Below are 20,363 nucleotides of genomic sequence, written 5' to 3'. Positions count from 1 at the left end.
AAGAGGAGGAACCTCTTGAACCGGCAGTTCAAGAGTCCCTCCTTTTAGCTTAGATACTATTCCATGATTTTCGAAGCAATGAAGGCCAGATCTGAAATTTCAATCTCTCCGTCATTGTTGAAATCCAAGTGTTTAATGCTCGCCCAATCTGGACTTGATGTATTTTTACCGTAGTTAGCTGCCATCATGCCCAAATCGCCGATCGACACTCTTCCGTCGTTGTTCAAATCGCCAGGAGTGCCGGCAGGAATTGGTGTTACTTGAACGCTTAGGGAGGAATTTAATGCTTTGAACTCGTTGCCCAGCTCATTCCCAAGCGTAGTGTCCGTTACTTCAATGAACGTCGTAATAGCCGTAGAAGTCACTTTGGAGTTAAAAGTGAGCTTTAACAATTGCGCATTGCCTGTTACGGCGTGACCTGCGCCTTCGCTAGCGGTAATCAAGCGGATTTTACCCGACCCATCCAATACTTTTTTGACAATGCTCAGGTTTGGATACACCGGCTCCACCGATACGAATTCCATGACATTCGGATCATAGGTTAATGTGATATCTTCCGCATAAGCTTGCTGCGCCACATTGTTTACGCCATAAGCGACTTGGAGCGGCTGTCCGCCCTGAATGCTGGAACTACTTCCTGTTAGTGTTGTATATGGAGCTTGTGATGCAACTACTGTCACTTTGATAGGCGCAGAGGCTTGCTTCCCGCCATACGTTGCCGTAACGACCGTTTCCCCTTGGGAAACACCCGTGATCGTACCGTTTGTTAGCGTAGCCAGCAGCGTATTGCCAATCTCCAACACGGATGCAGTTGTCACATCTTGATTAGTTCCGTCCGAATACTGTGCAGTAACCTTAACAGGTTTGGATTGCCCTTGCTGCACTTCGTAGCTTGCTGCATCAAAAGCGATCGTTTGCAAAGTAGGCACCGGTACTACATCCACCTTATACACATTCAGCTCTGAAGCAGAAGCGAAGTTGCCTGCGCCAGCCGTTGCTTCAAGCTTGATGAATGCAGCAGTAACGGGTGCAAAATTCACTTCTTTCAGACTGTTATTTTGCAGCCATGCTCCACTCGCTACTTTCGTATACTGATTGCCGTCGTCGCTGACATATACGTTGTAAGCCGTAATTGTACCATTAGCGGCATCCTGACGAGGCGTGTATGCCAATTTGCTGATTTTGTAAGTTCCGCCTAAATTCAAAACGATCGATTGTGGCAGCGGATCAACGTTAAACCATTTGATGTGCCACCAAGTGCTCGGATCTCCGTCAATCGCCAAGTTCGGCTCGTTACCGGCCTGGAAGCTTGCAGCCGTCGCCGTCATTTGCGTTTGCGGAATTTTCTCCAAACCGGTTTGTCCCGTTACCGTAACATCTACCGTAGCTTTATAACCGCCTTCTGCCGTAGTTGCGGTGATCGTAGCTGTTCCTGCGCCTTTCGCAGAGACGACTCCGTTCTCATTGACCATGGCAATCGCAGGGTTGCTTGTGCTCCAAGTCACGCCTGTGTTGGCTGCATTCAGAGGCATGACGGTCGCTTCCAAGGCAATCGGTGCATCAAGCACATTCATCGTCATCGCCGAACGATCAAGCGTAATGCCCGTTACCGGCGCCGTTCCGACAATCGGCAAGCCGATCAGCTTCACGTCCGCAATGCTTGCCTTCGTATTCGCATCAGGCAGTCCAGTAATTGTGATTCTCACATAACGCCCTTGGCTGCCGAATGTATCTTTGAGGACTGGCGCTGCTTCCGTATTGTTCATACGGTTTAGAACTTGAATCCAATTGCTGCTCCCCGCTTCACGGACTTCCAGCTTGTATTTGTACACTTTATCGCTTTGTCCGAACGCGATCTCCAGCCCTTGAATGGCATGCATGCTGCCCAAATCAGCGGACCATACGTGGTTAGCGTTCGCATCACCCGCCACCCACATCGTATCCATTTGGCCATCGTTGGCGTTACTTGCCGCGAAGGATGGATCTGAGCTGTCTGCCGATGCCGGTTTACCTTTCAAAATATCTCCCAAGGTTGGCGGTGCCTGCGGCGTTTCATACACATCAAGTTCAGATGCTGAGGCGAACCCGCCTACGGCGACTACAGCCTCTAATTTCACATAGCGGGCGTCAACCGCTTCGAATTGAACATACTTTTTGATATTATTTCGAGTCCAAGAACCCGAACTAATTTTTGTAAAATTTGTGCCGTCGGTGCTGACATACAGATTATAGGTTTGAATTGTGCCATTCCCAGCGTCAGTACGCGGTGCATAACGGAATTGGCTAATGTTGCGCACCTTGCCCAAATCAACAATAATCGATTGCGGTAATTTGTCAGAGCCGTCCCATTTCGTGTGCCAGACGGAGTTGGCGTCGCCATCAATGGCTTTGGACGCTTCGCTGCCCGGCTGGAAACTTAACGCTGAAGCCTTCAGCTGAGTTTTCGGAATCGCCAGAGGTACAGGCACTGTCCCATCCCGGTACACATTCAGCTCAGCCGCTGCCGCAAAACCATTAACGCCGGCTGTTGCTTCCAATCTGACATATTGCGCTTCGGCGGTAGGGAACGTCACGGTTTTCTCCTGCTTATCCGCCGTCCATGTGCCGTTGGTTACCTTCGTATAATTGGTTCCATCTGTACTCACATAGATGTTATAAGCTGTAATAATGCCATCCGTGCCCAGATACTGTCTTGGCAGGTACTTCAGTTTATTCACAGAGAATTTCGTGCCTAAATTCAGTGTAATGGACTGTGGCAATGGTGCGCTGCCGTCCAGTTTCGTACTCCACACTGTTTCCGTGCTTCCGTCAAGTGCATTCGCCAAAGGAGAAGTCGCATCTGTACTTGTTGCTGTTGCCACAATGTCTCCTTGCGGGATTTTCGTTGGATCGTTATCCGGTTCCGGCAGTGTGATGACCGCTGCATCGGTCAATGGTGTCGTATCCGCTTCAAAGCCGGCTACTTTCAATTCAAATCCTTGATTCGACGGCATATCCGGCGTTTTCACATAGAGGATGCCGCCTTTGTCTGCCGCATCATAGTACCAGCCGCTTGCTGATGCCCCCAACTCCGTTTTACTTGCACGCTCCGTATAAGCGGAACCGCCAACAGCCACACCAGCCGGTTTCATGTGCATGTGAATTTGGAATTGATTGGTGCGTGCCGCCAGCTTGCCGTTATAATCGCCAACGCTTGCTCCTACTTGAACCTTCAAATCACCGGTTCCAGCTTCCGGAGCAACGGAAGTAATCAACGTTTTCGCAAATTTGCCATTGCGGTGTTCTCTCGTTACCCCATCATCCTCGTACATCGTGAAAGATGAAGTTTTGTAAGGATAGATATCGTACGTAATCGGATTAGGCGGCACTTGGCCGTCATATAGCGTTTCCGGATACATAGGGATAATGGCGCCGGCTTTGACGAGCAATGGCACACGGCTCAACGGAGCGCTGTATTCGTCCAGCATTTTGGAACCGTAATGCTCCGCACCCGTCCAGTAGTCGATCCATTTGCCTTTTGGCAAGTAAATCCCATTTCTAACGGTCGTATCTTTGTAAACCGGTGCTACGAGCAGGGACTGCCCGGACATGAATTGATACTGTGTTAATGTATTTTTCGTATTCGGATCGTTCGGGAATTCATAAACCATCCCTCTCGTGAACGGCGCTCCCGATTCATAAGCTTCATTCAGATAGGTGTAAAAATAAGGCGTTAAACGCTGTCTAAGTTTTAAAATATCACGGTTATAGCTTGTATAAGGCTCCCCATAGCGCCATGGCTGTTTATCTACGGATGCCCAACCGGACATGCTCATCAGAATTGGTGTAAACGCTTTCCATTGCAAATCGCGGACATAGGTCTGCGCGCTGCCGCCGAAAATCCCATCCACATCACCGGTTGCGTACGTCATGCCTGACAAACCGGCGCCGATCATCGAAGGAATGTGGAAGCGGATGTATTCCCAGTTCCCGGATTGATCGCCGGACCAAACGGTTGAATAGCGCTGTGTGCCTGCCCATCCGCCAACGGACCATACAAATCCGCGAGAATCGGAGTTGCTCTCAACGCCTTGATGCGCCTGCTTCGTTGCATCCAGCGCAAAGTCGTACCCAGGTCCGACCCAAGCTACGTCCAGCTTATTCAAACGCGTACCGGCCACGCCTACTTCGGTGGCGATATTCGCAAGACCGTTTTGCGTCCACAAGCCGGTGTAAAAGCCCAAATCATGAAGCTGCGCTACAGTGCTCGGCAGCTGCACATACCCGCAGCCATAACCGTCGTTCGGCAGCAGCCAACCGCCCGGCATGTCATTGTCGCGGAAGCCTTGCGCCACCTTCAGAACATCCGGCGTCGTCAGCTTATTCGGCTTGTTCGCACCGGTATTGCTTGTGTTGTAACAATCCGCATCCCCCATGCTCATTCCCCATCTAGGAATCAGCGAAGGTTTGCCTGTCAAATCGGTATAACCGTTCAAGATATCCTTCATCGTATCGCCGTAAAAATAGTACGCATCAAAACGATTTTCATTGTGCGTCAATTGTGCGGGACTGCCGAAATCGTAGGTACCGTCTTGGAACGTATTCCGCAGTGCGCCATAACCAGCTGTGCTCAAATAAAACGGAGATGGATTGGAGACCGTACCACTGCCCCAATCGCCAAAGTTTTTGGCGATCTTGATCGTCTTATCCCGGTGAGAGAAAAATCCATTTTGCATGCCTCCGCCGTAGTAGTATTCATCAGTACCTCTGACAAGCTTCTGAGTTGTAGAGGATGAGCTGTAGTTTAACGGCGACTCCTCTTGCCAAACAACGGTCGCGTTGTCGCTTTTGTACATCGCGAATTTCAGCGGGCTTTTGTAAGCACGTAAAACGAATTTACCTGTTGTGATTTTGTAGTAGCTGCCCTCATCTGTCCAATCCACAGCGACCGGGCCGAAATCTTCCTTAACCACGATTGGCTCTTTGGGTGCTGACGAGCTTCTGCCCGCTAGCGTTTGAAAATTCCCGCCTACACCAAGCCAGATTCGAACCATGTCGTCGCGATTAAAAATGACCTTCACCTTATCGGAGCCCGATGTGATGGTGAACGTCTTCGCGTCCGTCTTCTCGAAGTTCGTGATGTCGCCAACCGCTGCCGCATGTGTCGTGGTCCCGCCCAAGAAGATGATGGCTACGACGAACATCAGGCAAAAAACAAAACCGAATGCGTGTTTAAGCGTCTTCACTTCCTACACTCTCCTCTTCATTTTCAACCTCATATGGCTAAACGACCGAGGGATACCATGTTGCTGCTAACCCTTTAATGCCCCAGCCGTAATTCCTCCTGTAATCTGCTTTTGAAAAATGCTATAGAATACAATGGTCGGCCCCATGGAGATAATCAGCGCTGCAAAAAGGGGGCCCCACTCCGTTCTGTACTGCATTTCCCCCTGCATAACCGCAATGGCTACCGGGATCGTATATTTGGTTGGATCATTAATCAGTACAAGCGCGAACACATATTCATTCCAAATATTCAGCACCGTAATGATCGCTACGGACATCAATCCCGGTTTGGCAAGCGGAAGCATAATCCGGAAGAAGATGCCATAATGAGAAGCCCCGTCAATCGCAGCTGCTTCTTCAAGTTCGCTTGGCAGCGATTTAAAAAAACTGACGAGGACAAAAACCGCAAACGGCACGGCAGTAACCATGTAGACTAACATGAGACCGAATAAATTATTCGTTAGATGAAGATCATTCAGCAAAAAGAACAAGGGAATGATCCCCAGAAACGTTGGTATCATCATGTAGGAAAGGTACGAATAGTACAGTAAACCGTTTCCTCGAAAGGTAAAGCGGGCAATGACATAAGCGGTCGTAGCTGACAAGAGGACACCCAGGACTGTGCTGACTACGGTCACAACAAGGGAGTTCATAAAATTTTGGCCAAAATGATATTTTCCCCATACGAACGAAAAATTCGACCAGAGTAAAGGGAAGTTTGGCAAGTCCCACGGTTTGCCAATAAAGAACTGCTGATTATCTTTCAAGGAACTAAAAATGGTCCAGAGCAGCGGATACAAAATGCAAATGGACCAAGCGATCAGACACACTTTGAAAAACACGCGAAATGCCGGATTCATCATACGTTGACTCATAACCATTACTCCTCTACGTTAATTCAATGGTTTCTCTCTTCATTAGTCTCTGCAGGGTTGCTGTCGTGATTAAAGAAAGAACCAGAATGAGAACGCCAATCGCAGACGCATAGCTGAATTTGCCGAACTTGAAGGCATTCAAATACAGATAGGAGCCCATAACCTGTGTGGCATTATCAACTCCGCCTTCAAAGGTCATGATCGTCACGATGACGAACGAGCCGTTCAGTGTCGTCATCACAATCCAGACCACGGATGTCTTGATCTGCTCCCACGAAAGAGGAAGAGTAATGAGCCAAAATTGCTCCCACTGCGAGGCGCCGTCGATGTCTGCGGATTCAAACAAGGATGACGGAATGCTAAGAATACCTGCGACGAGCAAAATGATGGTAAATCCGATCCCTGCCCAGATGGAAGGCGGCAGAAGCGCGAATATCGACCATTTATCGCCTAACCAAGCGAAATCGAACTTTTTATCCGTAAATAAAGAGATAAAGGAATTCAGAAATCCCAGGTTCGGATTATACACATACCGCCAGAGAACCCCTACAACAACGACGGAGAGCACATTGGGCAAAAAGAAAATGATCCGATAGAAGCCTGAACCTCTGATGTTGAGCCGAGTAAGCGCTACCGCGAAGAACATGGACAAAACCATAAAGCCAATGACTTTACCGACGACTAGAATGTAGTCGTTTCGAATGGTTTTCAAGATCACACTGTCATGGACCATATCATAAAAATTGCCGAGACCAATAAAATTATAGGTCTCCGAACCGCCCGACCAATCAAACAAGCTTAGATAAATGCCTTTGAACATCGGGTAGACGGTAAAAATGAGATAAAGTAGCAAAGTCGGAAGGATAAAGGAAAGAATGAACATATTCCGCTTCATCTTCGCAGTTCCGGTTCTACCACTCATTTTCCGATCCATTGGGCCAGCTGCCGCTGTCTTTCTCTCTTTCATACTTCCCTCCTATCTAAGATTCTGACTGATAAGTGGTAAGATGGCATGCTTCCCTGCTTATCAGCCAGATCTTTATGGTGACTTATTTCTTTTCTTTGGAGCGAATTTTGTCTGTCGCTTCTTCCATACGATCCGCCCACTGCTGAGGCGTAATTTCACCTTTGGTAAGCGCGATCGTTGCATTGTTTCTCGCTGTTACCAGCTCTTCTGGGATCACGATTTCAGGTGCAACAACGGTGTTCGGAGAGTTATAGAACTTGGCTGCTTCTTTGGTTAAAGCCGGTGCATTCGTACCTTCCAGATCTGCTTTAATGTTGGAAGGAGCTTTGGAAAGCTCTGCCCATGCTTTACTTTGCTTTTCAGTGAAAATGAATTGCATGAAGGCTTTGGCTGCGTCAGGATTTTTCGCTTTTTTCGCGATCGCCACTGTGGAGGTGTAAGGGTTCGCTACGAACTTGCCGCCTTTGTCTTGGCCGATGGAAGGCAGGAATCCGAACTCGAATCCAGCTGGAATATCCTTGGCCATCTCGCTTTCAACCCAGATGCCTGTCGGGATAAATGCTGCTTTATGCTGCAGCCATTGGGACTGGGAATCCGTGTGATTCAGCGCCGGAGACCCTTTGTCGATAAGCCCTTTGTCTCTCATTTCCACGATTTTGGCGAGTGACTTCATGACCGGTTCGCTCTTCCAAACCCCTTTTTCAAGACCATTAATTTTCTTGAAAATTGAAGTATCGTAGTTGTTCATAGCGATAATCGTCGGGTCCAATAATCCCCCATTGATGTAGTAAGGGTACACCCCTGTATGAATGTAATCGCTCATTTGACCGTCAGCTTTAATTTTCTCTCCTAAAGCCATGAAGCTTTCGAAGTCAGCAGGTGCTTGCCATCCCTTGCTTTTAAATAATGCTTTATCGTAGAACGTGCCCCATGATCCAAAAACAAGCGGTACAGCAAAGGCTTTGCCTGGTTTATACTCTTCCGGCTGAGCGATCAATAGATCGAGAATCTTTTTGCCATCTACGTTTTTGGCATCCTTCAGCCAGTCCGTAATATCCATAAGCTGATCGTCCGTTACCATTTGCCTTGTGTTAGAGCCAGCTCCGTCGATGTAAACAAAATCGGGCGGGTTGCCTTGCAGCCAACGGGGCTTCATTTGATCATTAATTTTCGCTCCTGCGGATTCTTTAATCTTCAGGTTCGGATTTTGTTTTTGGAAATCGGCAATGGCTTGTTTCCACCAAGCGTCGCCATAGCCGCCGACAAAATATTGAATTTCAAAGTCACCGGCAAGCTTCGTTCCCTCCGGTTTGGCGCTGTCAGCCGGCTTCGCGCTTTCTACAGGCTTAACGCTTTCAGCTGGTTTCACAGATGCCATAGTCGTATTCGCGTTATTACTTCCGCAGGCCGTTATCAGCAGCACCGTCGATAACACCATACCCCAAGTCATTGCTTTTTTTGGCTTCATCATCGTATAGACCTCCCAAGAGTTTTGCGGAGCAAACGTGCAGGAAAGCGTCCGCTTCTGGTATTTGCAATTCCTTTACACACTTTAATCATAGTAATTTCCAGCCTATACAACCATTGAATTTAGTACTGTAAATAGGTGAAAATGTACTGTCTTTTCTTTGTTTTTGGACGACGAAACAAAAGCCAGGAATCATTTCCTGACTTTTGTGCAACATGTATAAAATTAGCGGCTCTTCTCGAGCGCGATATGCTGCAGCCTGTCAAGTGCCTGTTTGGGCGTCATTTGTCCAAGCAGCACCGTCTGCCCCATATTTCTAGTTGCGTTAAGGACCGCAGACCACGCCGGATGATTAATCGGGTAGAACTTCGCATGTTTAATCGCATTTAAATTTTGTTTTATCAAGGTATCATCTGCCGCCATTTTATCCCCCACTGTCCGAATCGTAGGCAGAAATCCCTCCCTGAGAACAAATTCTTCATACCTGGCATCTTCATAAATAAAATCAAGAAATTTAGACAACGCGTCCTTATTGGTATGATCGGTTTTGAACGACATCCATACATCCTGTACGCCAAGCACCATAGGCGTCTGGCCTTCTTTAACAGGGATCGGCCCTTTGGCCCATTTTAATCCGGGGAACTCCTGCGGTACGACAGCCTCGAAATAATTACCCGAGATCAGCATCCCTAGTTTGCCGTTCCCTAGAATTCGTTGTTTTTCATCACGCGTCGTAATCGCCGGCTCTGGATCCGTCAAGCCCTTGTCATACAAGCTCTTGAGGAATGTCAATCCTTCCACATTTTCGCGTGAATTGATTGTCCATTCGCCATCCTTCATCCAGCCTCCTCCGGCACCGTAGAAGAAATAGGAGAGGTAAGCCCAGATTTCATTATCCGTCAGGTCGACGCCAAAACCGTCCACTTGCTTCCTGTCTTTGATGAGGCGTGCTCCTTCTTCTAGACCCGTCCATGTTGTAGGAGGCTCCGTCAGACCGACATCATTGAAAATATCTTTGTTATAATACAATTCCCGGAGTGTTGTTACATAAGGAACCGTATATTGCACGCCATTCATCTTGCTGCTGTCCATCAGATAGGGGTAAAAGTTATCCTTCAATCCCGGGGAGATAAGTTCATCCATGTTGTTGAGAAGTCCATCTTTCGCGAAATGTGCGTAAATGTTCGTGAGCAGTAAATCCGGAGGTTGATTGCGGCTAATCATTGTATTGTAGGCACTGTCCAGAATGTCCCAATTGATAACCTGCAGCTCCACCTTGATAGTGGGATACTTGACTTCGAATTCCTTCACGACATTTTCAAAATAAGGTCTCGTAGACGCGCTATATTCAGGGGCCACAAACGAAATAGTCGCTTGAGCCTCATGATCGGTGGAGACTGGAAGGCGCGCATCTCTCCACATACATCCCGTTACCAGCGTGGTCGTCATTTGAAGGAGTATTAGCAAAGATACTTTTGTACGTCTATGTAAGTTTCTCACCGGTTCGACTCACCCTTCCGTTCTACCCCTATTTTTCTACCAATGGAAAGAGAAGCTCTTGATTTTCCTGCGTATACATGTTTTCTTTCGTGATAACAACAGCATCTATATTCACCTTTGGATTCACTTTAATCCCGTTTAAAGCTTGTACAGCCGTTTCCAGGGACAAATACCCCATATTAAATGGCTTTTGAACGATCGTTGCCTGTAAACTGCCTTCCTCCAATAGTTTGATCTGGTAAATGGAGCTGTCGAAGCCGACGATGTTAATTTGATTTAACCTTTGCTTCTCCTTCACAACCCTGGCTGCTCCCAGAGCGGCAGTTTCACTCAAGCCAGCAATCCCTCGGATGTCCGGATACTGTGCAAGCAGATTTTTCACACTGTCATAAGCACCATCTTCCGTCCCGTCAAATGCATAATTTCCAGCGTATTCAACTCCCGGAAAGTCAGCGATCGCGTCTTTAAAGCCGTCCTCACGATCCTTTTCGACCATGGAGCCTTTACGGCTGCTGAGTGTCATAACACGGTATAAGCTTCCGTTCTGCCCACCGGCCAATATCTTGCCAGCCTTTCTTCCCGCTTCGATATTGTCAGTAGCAATAAGACTTGCTTCTACGTGCGTTTGAATCGGGGAGTCAATCAGAATCACCTTGATGCCGGCCGCTCTTATTTTATCCACCGTTGGCGTAAGTCTTTCGTAATCGGTCGCTGCCAGGATCATCGCATCAGGTTTCTTCGCAAGAGCCTCGTCCAAATTACGAATTTGGCCAGCTGTGTCCGTTTCCGATAACGGCCCCGTAATATCAATGTTGACAGCCAACTCCTTGGCTGCCGCCTTTACCCCTGAACTCACCATCTGCCAGTAATCCGAGCGAATATTGTTCGTTTTCAATACGACGGCGATCTCAAACTTTCTCTGATTCGTAATGCGCAGCATCTCCACACTGTAGACCACTAAGAAGCCAATCACAATGACGAGCAGCACGGCCAAAAACACGGGCTTTTTAAGAACCATCTAGCGCTCCTTTCTGGACACATTTGGGAAGCACAATCGTAACCTCCGTCCCCTCCCACTTCTCACTGCGAAAACTTAAACCGAACTCATGGCCAAAAAGTTTAATGCGTTCATGAACATTGCTAACCCCAATCCCTCGGACGATGCCATCTTTCATTTTCAAAATCTGATCCAGCTTCTCCGGCTCCATGCCGACCCCATTATCCGCAACCACAAAAACAATCGTATCCCCGTCTTCTTTCCCCGTTATGTGAACCAAACCAGGCTCCAAGCTATTTTTAATGCCATGATAAATCGCATTTTCAACAATGGGCTGCAAAATAATTTTGGGGATATGAATATCAAGAATCCCGGGATCTACGTCGATTTGAAAATCAAGCTTATCCTTGTAGCGTAACGTTTGAATCAATAAATAGTTGGTGATATGTTCAATTTCCACTCGAACGGGCACGGTTTCATTATTTTTATTAATAATCGCGCGAAACAGCTTAGCTAACGATGAAGTCATCAGAACGACCTCCTCGTGTTTTTTTCGCTCCGCCATCCAGATAATCGAATCCAGTGTATTGTATAAAAAATGAGGATTAATCTGCGCTTCCAGCAGCTTCATTTCGCTTTTGCGTTTGCTTTCTTCGTTTTGAATGATTTGATTCATCAAATCTTTGATACGGCCAACCATGATATTGAAAGTCTGACCCAATTGTCCGATTTCATTCCCGCTCCGAAATTCCGAACGGATGCTGAAATCTCCTTTTTCCACTTGTTTCATGCTGCTCTGAAGAAGTTTGATCGGTCTGGATAGATGGCGAGAGATGAAAAAGGAGAGGTATAACGCGATGACTAAAGCTAGAATCGTCCATAAAAAATAAGACAAATTAATTTGATTCTGATTGGCGATCAGCTCACTGGCATAGGCGACCCCCACGATTTTCCAGCCAAAATGTGTTTCTTGGATCGTATAGATCCGTTTCTTGTTCCCTTCCCCCGTAACAAAGCTGCCGCTGCCGGACTGCTTCACCTGATCGATCATCTCCGTCTTGAGATTACTGTTAATCAGCTTCTGCTGGGGGTGGTACACGAGGCTTCCATCCTTGTCGATGATGAACACATATCCTCTTTTGCCCAAATTAATATGGCTGCATATTTCATTCAAGACACTCAAATTGAGATCAACAAGGAAAATACCTTCTCCCGTTATACCGTCTGCACTCTTTAACTCCCGGCTGAGTGATACCACCCAACGATACTCGTTTTGGATAAGGTTCTGGACATGCGGTGCAGAGATGACGGATTTGCCGCCTTCCGCTTTCGCGTTTTTGTACCACGGCTGTTCCTCGAACCCGGAGTTCGTATTCAAACTTGTAATCCTTCGGTCAGAAACAAAACGGTTGTTATAGCCAAAAACCATGATCGAGGCAATATCTTTGCGTGTAATTAAAATCGATTGAAATAAATCCGAGATTCGTTTCTCATACGGTCTGCGTTCCTCTTCGCTAATGAAGCCGTTTCCCGTTATATAATACTTCACATCTTTGTTCGTGGAGGCCAGCATAGAGATATCTTCCATGTTGGTTATGTAGGATTGAATGTTGATATTAACCTGTTGAATAATTTCAGCTATGTAGTGCTTGGAATTCATTTCTACCGCGTCAGCCGAGAGTTGATAGGAAATATAACTTGTAATCGTTATCAAAAATAAAATCAAGCAAGAAAAGACGACAGAAATACTGGATTGGATGCTTCTGAATTTAAAAAGAAACATGCCGACATCCTTTTCTTTTCTCATTGGATTTTCTCCCTTAACAGCTTATCTCGGAACTCCTTAGGGGATGTTCCCGTGTTTTTCTTGAACAACACACTAAAGTATTGCGGATCGGAATAACCTACTCTCGCCCCAACTTCATAGGATTTCAGCACCGTATGCTGCAGCAAATCCTTTGCTTTTTCAATGCGGACCCGCGTTACATATTCCATGATCGTCTGCTCTTTGTGCTGCTTGAAAACGGTGCTGAAATAGCTTCGGCTCAAATGCACATGGCGGCAGAGGTCATCGACCGTGAGATTCTCTTCGGAATAGTGCTCGTCGATATATTCGGTTACGCTGCGAACTTGCATTTTCGTCTGATCGTTTCTTTGCTCCGAAATATACGAAATGGCTTCCCTGCAAATCGACTTCAGCCAAGCTTCAATTTCATCCAGCGTTTTGAACCGATTAATATCTTTGATCACCATATCATGGCCTTGAAAATGCGCACTGTCATGTCCAGCAAGCTCGTGAATAGTGGTCATAATGGCAATAACTATCGCCTGAATTTGGAGATAACAAGCTCCTATCGGCATTAAAGATGCCTTTAAATTGTTTATTAACTGCCCCGTCAATAGGTGGGCTTCCTCGAACGTCCCCGTTTTGATTAGCGTTGCAAACCTGCGATTCCACTCGATATCCAGCTGTTGTGCCGGTTTCTTGACGCCTTCCATGTCCTGGATGGAAATAACCTTATTTTTCCCATGCAAAAACCGGTAATCCAGTGCAGAAATCGCTCCGTTATAAGATTGCGGGAGCTCATGGAAAGATCTGCACAACGTGCCTACACCTACAGTGACCGTGAATTTCAAGTATTTCTCCATGCAAAAACGGATCACTTCCGATACATGAAGCGCAGTTCCATAAGTCCCTTCTTCCGCTTCACCGGAGAAAATAACAACCATTCGCTCTTCCCTCGTCCGAAAAACGATGGCATTTTTCCCCTCCGTCACTTCTTGCACAATATTGAAGGCTGCGGATCGGAAAAGCTCCGGATCGTTTTGCCATTTCTCTTTCTTGATATCGTCAAAGTCGTCGATGTCAATCGCAACAACCAGATAAGGCGGGGCAATTGGTGGCAAGCTGAAATACGCGAATCTCTCTTGTACCCGGTCATCCCGCATTGTACCGCCCACTAACTGCTCAAGAAACCGTTCTCTTAACAAAGGCAAACTTTGATGAAGCTGCATCTTCAGGAGTGAAAGATTCTCACGATTTTCAGCTTCCTTATCCATCTCATCTTTGACTTTATCCAGCAGGAGGCGAAGTTCGTTTGCCGTTATTGGTTTGACGATATAATCATGCACCTTCAAGCGCAGCGCTTTCTGGGCATAATCGAATTCGTCATGACCCGTTAGAATAATCACCTTCATATAAGGATAATTCAAGTGGATCTGCCTGGTTAATTCAATTCCGTCCATAAAAGGCATGCAGATATCCGACAAAACGAGATCTGGCCGAAGTTCTGCGATGGCTTCCAACGCTTCGCTGCCATTTCGGTAGTCTCCAATACATTCAAAGCCGTGCCGCTCCCAATCGATGCTCTCTTTGATGCCTTCTCTGACTTCCGCTTCATCATCAACGATCACGATTTTATACATCGTATACACCCCTGTCTCTACATAAAAAAACGGATTTCCGATCATGTCAGGAATCCGGCCACAGCTATGGATGCTTCATTTCCTAATATTATACAAGTCTTTACTTGTACCGGAAAGGAGTCTAATTTGTATGATTTTGTCGATCTATCACAATAAATGTGCGACTATCCAAGCGGAAGCAAGTGAACACACAAAATCAAGCCTTATTTTTACTTATTTGTGCACGATTTTTACCTTGGTCAAGAAAAACCCTGACGGATTAAATCCGCCAGGGTTTGGTGTTAGCAGGTTCTATTAATTCTAACGCTCAAGCTCACTTCGTCAACGATGGACTCGGCACATTCTGCTTCCTCCGCAGCCAAACGACGAGCCCGAATACAACCACAGTCGCCATAGACACCCATGAGCTGTATAGAAAAACTTGTCTCATCCCGTAAGCAGCGCTCATGATTCCACCGAAGAAGCTGCCGATGATACGGGCGGCTCCAAGGCTGAGCAAGCCATTCAGCGTCTGACCGCTGGCTTTCCACTCGGCAGGCACTTCACGGTTAATGAATGTCGCCAAGGTCACAGACAATACGATGAAAATCACACCATGCAGCGCCTGTACCGGCAAAATCCAATGCGGTTGGTCAATGATGGAAAATAAGAACCACCGAATGCCAGACGCGAGTGCGGCAATGATCAAAATCATCGAGATCGAAACGCGCTTGAAGATCCAGCCGGAAAACAGCAGGAACGGCAGCTCGCTCATCGATGAAATGACCATCGACCAGCCGAGCAGCAAGCTATCGGCCCCCATTTCCTTGAAGTAAATGGGGAAAAAGGCATAATAATAGCCCAGTGTAACTTGTACAATGAAATTAATGCCCAAATAAAACATCAGCTTGCCATTGCGGAAAAGCTCGCGAAACCGTTTGCCGGTTACGTTGGCCTGACGGCTCGCCGCTGGCGGAAAACACCATAGCAGCAGCAACCCCGCAAGCATAGTTCCTGCATAGACAGGGAACATGGAGTTAATATGCGATTTGGCGACGATCCCGAACACCAGCGACATCGTGGCGAAACCGATGGTCCCCCCAAGGCGGATCCAACCAAAATTCCATTTAGGACGCCGGTCCAATTCTTCCAGTGTAATCGCATCGCTTAACGCGAAAATAGACGTTTGAAAAAACATAAACACGCAAATTAATATAAGCAAATAAATGAACTGATGTGAAAGCGGGAAAAACATAATGGAAATGCCGCTCCCGATCAAAAGCAAAGCAAGCACACTATTTTTGGTTTTGGAACGATCACCAAGCGCTCCCCAGATCGGTTGGCCTAACATGGCAACGAGCGGTCCAAGGCTGAGCAGCATGCCGATTTGCTCCTGAGAAAATTTGACGTTATACAGGTAGACCGGTAAAAATGTGCCGTATACCGCATTCCCCATATAAATAACTGCGTAAAACAACATAAATGCGTAAAGTCTCGTTGTAAGCCCCTTCTTTCCTTCTAGAAATATAAATAGCCAGCCCTCCAAGATGAAGGGCCAGCTCCGACTTAAGGTTATTAAAACTGTACGACAAGTCCACTTAGCGTTCAAGTGTTTTTTTCGTAGAGGCTCCTTCTTCCTCTTGCGCCCTGCCGCCGAATACATCTCGGATCGCTTCCAAATAGGCCATTCCGTTGATCGTATCCGGCTCCAAATAGCTGCCCTCCGTCCATTCGTTCCACGCATTGATGGTGAAGATGGGAGGTTGCGTCATGCCGCGATCAAGAAATGCTTTGACACCCTCCAAGGCTAGCTTAAACGCTTGCGGTGTATTCCCAGCGAGGGTTGCCATGTAGGGATACCCCAAATCTTCAAAAGTTTCCGATTGCACCGTTCGCGGAGAGGAGTCCCAGCCCATCGTTACATTCGGATAATAAGGCAGCTTGTAGTCTGCCGTGAACTTCTCATAATCAAGCTGCGACTTCTCTTGAATGGCTGCATAATCGGTCTTCGGGAACAGATCCAGAGGTTGATGATGAATCCATACATACGAAGAAATACTGTCCAGACCAAGCTGTTCCAGCACCTCATGGATATTCGCAATCTTTTGCTCCGTAGGCAGAATTTGCAGCCCCCAAACGACGACATTTAGGTGCAGCTCCCCTAATCCGGCCGCCCGTACTCTTTCACGGAACTCTTGTAAAATTCGCGCCGTTTCCGCAATTCCGCCTAAACCACGAATCAGGCTGTGAATTTCGTAGAACGAGACATAAAGCCCTTCATTTACTCGCCAATAGGAAGGATGTGAAAAGTAGTTCTGAATCATATGGTTCGTCGCTTCAACGAAGCCTTTCTCACTGATTTGGCCTTCGGCCTGCACGTTGTAAGGTCGGCTGCGCTGAGCGGGATGAATGTCGATCCAATCATGGTTCGCCCACATCAGGGCAAATTTCAACCGGTCATTATTCGGGGCTTGCAGGAATCCTTCATCCAGCGCTCGCTGCAAGAAGGGGCCATCCTCATACCAGTACCAATCAAAGATGAATGCGGTAAGGCCATGATCGGCCGCTGCTGCTATTTTACGAGCCATGACAGCCGGATCCGCTTCATCCTCGTAACCCCATAAAGGCACTTTGGGCTGCTGATGGCCGGGGAATTTAGGCTCCGCACGTTTCACAAGTTCCCATTCCGTCCATCCTTCTCCGTGCCACACATCATTTCGCTTATCCCGATGGTAATTGGGAAAATAATAGGCTGCTGCTTCGTAAGTCGCCATCGTCATCGCTCACCTCTCCGACCATCCCATAGTCTCGAAACCTGTCTATATTGTATAATTGAAGCAATCTTGCAACCACTTACAAAACAGACCTGCCTACCACCATTTCGGACATCGTCCCAAGAAATGAGGGAGTTGAATGACCATGCCAAGAAAGCTGGGTTCCTATTCTGCCGCCGAATACATCGAAGAGAACGGATTTCTCTATGTGAATGAAGTGAAAGAAACCCAATGGCTGCTAGAGCATGTTCACGATTTCATAGAGATCGTTGTTGTGCTTGACGGCAAAGGCATCCAATATATCGATAGCCAGCCTATGCACGTTCAGGAAGGGGATGTCTTCGCCCTGCCCATCGGTGTTTCTCACGTTTTTCGTCCTTCGCCGGCCAAGGGTGCCGCCCCACTGATCGTCCGCAATATCATGATTCGCTCGGAATGGCTCGAACATCTGAAGATTTGCCTTCCCGATTTATCCATCAAGCAATTGATCGATTGGTTGATTGGTAAGGGGAATCACACCGACTCCCTGCAGCGCTGGGCCAAAGCAACCGATCACCTGGGCACCATTCGCAGGATTAGTGAAAGCATGCAGGACATTCTGGCCAAACGAGATGCAGCTTATTTAACGCAGGCCATGGCCTTGGTTACTGAACTGCTCGTATTGTTAATTCGCTGCAGCGAATGGCGGTTTGCCCCTATCTTGGCGCACATCAGTGACGCCAATAAGGAGCCATTGCCCCTTCCCCCAACTAGAAGCTCAAACCGCAACGTTGAACAATTCCTTGATTATCTTACTCATGCGATGCCGGGTGACTATACGTTACCGATGTTAGCTGAGAAATTCCAGCTGAGCGAGCGCCAGATTCTGCGGATTTGCCACCGGCATCTGGGAACCAGCTACATGCGATTCGTTCAAAAGCAAAGAATAACGCATAGCTGCCGCCTTCTGGCATCTCCGGATTTGAAAATCTATGAAGTGATGCACGCTTCAGGCTTTCAGAATGCCGATTATTTTAACCGGCTGTTCAAAAGGCACACCGGCCTAACCCCAAGCGCCTATCGCAAATGGCTCCTGCATCAATGAGAAATCCCCCTGCCAACGGAATCGTTGAGAGGGGGATTTTGTATGTAGGTCGTGTTATGCCGCCGCCGTAGCCGCAGTTTGCTGTTTTTTATTACGTTTGCGTCCGCGCGCCTTAAGCTGCCAAATGACGATTCCCGTAATCATCAGGAAAAGGGGCATCATGCCAAACACAAAAGCAATCAGTTTCGTCGTTTCTCCACCCCAGGTAGCAAAATGAAGACCTTTGCGCCAAGTATTGTAGAGGTTGATGATCAGATGCGGGTTCGTTTTGTATAAAACAGATCCATTAGATGCATCCATATATACCGTGCTATTGCTGCCGCTAGAAGCTCCGAGGCCTTCTTTTAAGCCGATTTGATACGATTGACCGGGTTTCTGGGGAAACGTAATTTTAATCAATTTACTGCTCGGATAGGCTTGGTTGATGAGGTCCACGACACGGTTTACAGGAAGCGGAGTCCCGTCCTTGCTTTTGGACTGCAGGGCGCTTGCCGGAATTTCTTCCTTCGCTTTAAATCCGACGATGGTTGGAATCGACTTTTCAAAAGCATTGACAACCCCCGTAAGCGCAGCAAACAGCAGAACAGGAATCGAAATAATACCAATTACCTTATGTAGGCTCATATTGTGCAGCAGCTTGCTTCGATTGCTAATAATTTTAAAACCAGAGGCCATTCTACGAATGCCCGGCCACCACAGATAAGCGCCTGACAGCAAAATGAGAATCAGTCCAATCCCTAAATATCCTACAACGGAAGCGGCATTCGCTTTACCGATGACCGAGGTTAGCAAGAAATAACGATGCAAATTATAGATCGTTGCGAACGGCTCCTTGCGCTCCTCCAACACTTTTCCAAAGGCTTCGCCCGTGCCTGGATCCGCATAAATCAAACGGCCGTCCTTGCCTTCCTTGGACAGATGAACATGATAAAAACCATCCGCTTTCGTCATATCAATCCAATCCGTTTTAAAAGCCGGATTCAAAGCATCCGCGTGTTTCTGAATCTCCGCCACTCCGACATCACCCGGTGTAGGCGATTGGCCGATTGGATACATCCAGCTTTCCACCTCAGGCTCAACCATGATCAGACTACCCGTCGTGCAGGTTGTGACAATGAAGAGCCCCAATACTAAACTAAGGATTAAATGAATCCTTAAAACAACCTTGCGCATCACTATACTCCCCTATCTCCCTATAAAATGGTCTGAAATGCCGATTTATGCTCATTTTTATATTTAATCCCGGCTTGCAGCGTGGAGATCATCATGATACCTCTCCAAATCAGCAAATCGGTCACTTCAGCTTGCACATTATAGGAATGCAGCAGGATGCGCCCTTTTAAATCTATCAACTTATAGATCCCTGTATTGGCACATACGTACACATCTCCTTGATACGAGACTAACCGGTTCAAATGCATCCCTTCAAAACGTATTTGATGGAAACCGCCCATCTTATTGCCCATCACCAAACCACCACGAGAGGTTGTGCCTATCAACTTTTGGTTGAAGACAGCCAAACTGGTCACCGCTTGATTCAGCTGAAGGTCGCACCAGTCCCCTGTCAATAAATCATAGAATGCGACGCCATCTTCATAGCCAAGGAATAGAAAGTGAGGAGTTACCAACATGTCGAACGTTTTCTTGTTGTGGTAGGCAAGTGGCTGCCACTTGCCTTCACTGCCGCAAAGGAGCCCTTTGGAGGTCAGCACAAAACGATCCCCCCAGCCGATTACCCTGTAGCAGGGATCGACGACAGAGGTTTGTTTCCAAACCTCATCTTCCAGCACATATAAACCACAATTCGTAGAGGCGTATAATTGAGAATCCACCCAGTCCAAGCGGTGAATATGCAGATGATCAGGCAAACCTTGGGAAGCATTCTCCCAGGAGCGAAGAGGCGTGAATTGAAAGACACCCTTTCCATCTGTTCCCGCGTACAGAACCCCTTCGTTTGAAGCGGTCAATGTTGTGAAACGCAGCGGCAATAAATCATTGCTGGACTGCCAAAATCGGTTGCTATCCATG

At 47.3% G+C, this 20,363-nt stretch carries 13 protein-coding genes; 1 reads left to right on the top strand and 12 read right to left on the bottom strand.

Annotation, left to right across the window (positions count from 1 at the left end):
- Window positions 1–56: 56 nt before the first annotated feature.
- From AC3WTJ_RS13440 to AC3WTJ_RS13395, 10 genes are all read right to left on the bottom strand, one after another.
- A complete protein-coding gene (locus tag AC3WTJ_RS13440; RefSeq protein ID WP_492522177.1) occupies window positions 57–5,225 on the bottom strand; it encodes a discoidin domain-containing protein in 5,169 nt (1,722 codons plus the stop codon).
- Between the two features lie 66 nt (window positions 5,226–5,291).
- A complete protein-coding gene (locus tag AC3WTJ_RS13435; RefSeq protein ID WP_492522176.1) occupies window positions 5,292–6,140 on the bottom strand; it encodes a carbohydrate ABC transporter permease in 849 nt (282 codons plus the stop codon).
- Window positions 6,141–6,153: 13 nt separating this feature from the next.
- A complete protein-coding gene (locus AC3WTJ_RS13430; protein WP_492522175.1) occupies window positions 6,154–7,107 on the bottom strand; it encodes a carbohydrate ABC transporter permease in 954 nt (317 codons plus the stop codon).
- Between the two features lie 82 nt (window positions 7,108–7,189).
- A complete protein-coding gene (locus AC3WTJ_RS13425) occupies window positions 7,190–8,578 on the bottom strand; it encodes an ABC transporter substrate-binding protein (RefSeq protein WP_492522174.1) in 1,389 nt (462 codons plus the stop codon).
- A 222-nt stretch (window positions 8,579–8,800) separates the two neighbouring features.
- Entirely contained in the window at window positions 8,801–10,075 is a 1,275-nt protein-coding gene (locus AC3WTJ_RS13420) for an ABC transporter substrate-binding protein (protein ID WP_492522173.1), read from the bottom strand.
- Window positions 10,076–10,103: 28 nt separating this feature from the next.
- Window positions 10,104–11,093, bottom strand: a complete 990-nt coding sequence (locus tag AC3WTJ_RS13415) for a substrate-binding domain-containing protein (RefSeq protein WP_492522172.1) — start codon at window positions 11,091–11,093, stop codon at window positions 10,104–10,106.
- Window positions 11,083–12,879, bottom strand: coding sequence for a cache domain-containing sensor histidine kinase (locus tag AC3WTJ_RS13410; protein ID WP_492522171.1), 1,797 nt, complete (start codon window positions 12,877–12,879; stop codon window positions 11,083–11,085). The genes AC3WTJ_RS13415 and AC3WTJ_RS13410 overlap by 11 nt, the downstream gene beginning before the upstream one ends.
- A complete protein-coding gene (locus tag AC3WTJ_RS13405; protein ID WP_492522170.1) occupies window positions 12,876–14,498 on the bottom strand; it encodes a response regulator in 1,623 nt (540 codons plus the stop codon). The genes AC3WTJ_RS13410 and AC3WTJ_RS13405 overlap by 4 nt, the downstream gene beginning before the upstream one ends.
- A gap of 313 nt (window positions 14,499–14,811) precedes the next feature.
- Window positions 14,812–16,023 carry an MFS transporter gene (locus tag AC3WTJ_RS13400; RefSeq protein ID WP_492522169.1) on the bottom strand — a complete coding sequence of 404 codons (1,212 nt, stop codon included), beginning with the start codon at window positions 16,021–16,023 and terminating at the stop codon, window positions 14,812–14,814.
- 52 nt (window positions 16,024–16,075) lie between these two features.
- Entirely contained in the window at window positions 16,076–17,257 is a 1,182-nt protein-coding gene (locus tag AC3WTJ_RS13395) for a glycosyltransferase WbsX family protein (RefSeq protein ID WP_492522168.1), read from the bottom strand.
- 139 nt (window positions 17,258–17,396) lie between these two features.
- Here AC3WTJ_RS13395 and AC3WTJ_RS13390 point away from each other — a divergent pair, with 139 nt between their 5' ends.
- Window positions 17,397–18,335 carry a helix-turn-helix domain-containing protein gene (locus AC3WTJ_RS13390; RefSeq protein ID WP_492522167.1) on the top strand — a complete coding sequence of 313 codons (939 nt, stop codon included), beginning with the start codon at window positions 17,397–17,399 and terminating at the stop codon, window positions 18,333–18,335.
- Between the two features lie 54 nt (window positions 18,336–18,389).
- Here the strand turns inward: AC3WTJ_RS13390 and AC3WTJ_RS13385 are convergent, their stop codons facing one another.
- Both AC3WTJ_RS13385 and AC3WTJ_RS13380 read right to left on the bottom strand, forming a co-directional pair.
- Complete coding sequence (locus AC3WTJ_RS13385; protein ID WP_492522166.1) at window positions 18,390–19,508, bottom strand: PepSY-associated TM helix domain-containing protein; 1,119 nt, start codon at window positions 19,506–19,508, stop codon at window positions 18,390–18,392.
- A 20-nt stretch (window positions 19,509–19,528) separates the two neighbouring features.
- On the bottom strand, window positions 19,529–20,362 hold the full coding sequence (locus AC3WTJ_RS13380; RefSeq protein ID WP_492522165.1) for a beta propeller repeat protein: 834 nt from the start codon (window positions 20,360–20,362) through the stop codon (window positions 19,529–19,531).
- Window position 20,363 lies beyond the last annotated feature (1 nt).

This window comes from Paenibacillus sp. FW101-FHT12H11, from assembly GCF_058790355.1.
The sequence above is the reverse complement of the archived record's forward strand: the minus strand, read 5'-3'. Positions and strand labels throughout refer to the sequence as shown.

What these genes read in the sequence shown, in the direction of transcription:
- AC3WTJ_RS13385 (WP_492522166.1), bottom strand. Translation starts at nt 19,508, where the DNA reads ATGCGCAAGGTTGTTTTAAGGATTCATTTAATCCTTAGTTTAGTATTG.
- AC3WTJ_RS13425 (WP_492522174.1), bottom strand. Translation starts at nt 8,578, where the DNA reads ATGATGAAGCCAAAAAAAGCAATGACTTGGGGTATGGTGTTATCGACG.
- AC3WTJ_RS13415 (WP_492522172.1), bottom strand. Translation starts at nt 11,093, where the DNA reads ATGGTTCTTAAAAAGCCCGTGTTTTTGGCCGTGCTGCTCGTCATTGTG.
- AC3WTJ_RS13430 (WP_492522175.1), bottom strand. Translation starts at nt 7,107, where the DNA reads ATGAAAGAGAGAAAGACAGCGGCAGCTGGCCCAATGGATCGGAAAATG.
- AC3WTJ_RS13390 (WP_492522167.1), top strand. Translation starts at nt 17,397, where the DNA reads ATGCCAAGAAAGCTGGGTTCCTATTCTGCCGCCGAATACATCGAAGAG.
- AC3WTJ_RS13405 (WP_492522170.1), bottom strand. Translation starts at nt 14,498, where the DNA reads ATGTATAAAATCGTGATCGTTGATGATGAAGCGGAAGTCAGAGAAGGC.
- AC3WTJ_RS13435 (WP_492522176.1), bottom strand. Translation starts at nt 6,140, where the DNA reads ATGAGTCAACGTATGATGAATCCGGCATTTCGCGTGTTTTTCAAAGTG.
- AC3WTJ_RS13380 (WP_492522165.1), bottom strand. Translation starts at nt 20,362, where the DNA reads ATGGATAGCAACCGATTTTGGCAGTCCAGCAATGATTTATTGCCGCTG.
- AC3WTJ_RS13395 (WP_492522168.1), bottom strand. Translation starts at nt 17,257, where the DNA reads ATGACGATGGCGACTTACGAAGCAGCAGCCTATTATTTTCCCAATTAC.
- AC3WTJ_RS13410 (WP_492522171.1), bottom strand. Translation starts at nt 12,879, where the DNA reads ATGAGAAAAGAAAAGGATGTCGGCATGTTTCTTTTTAAATTCAGAAGC.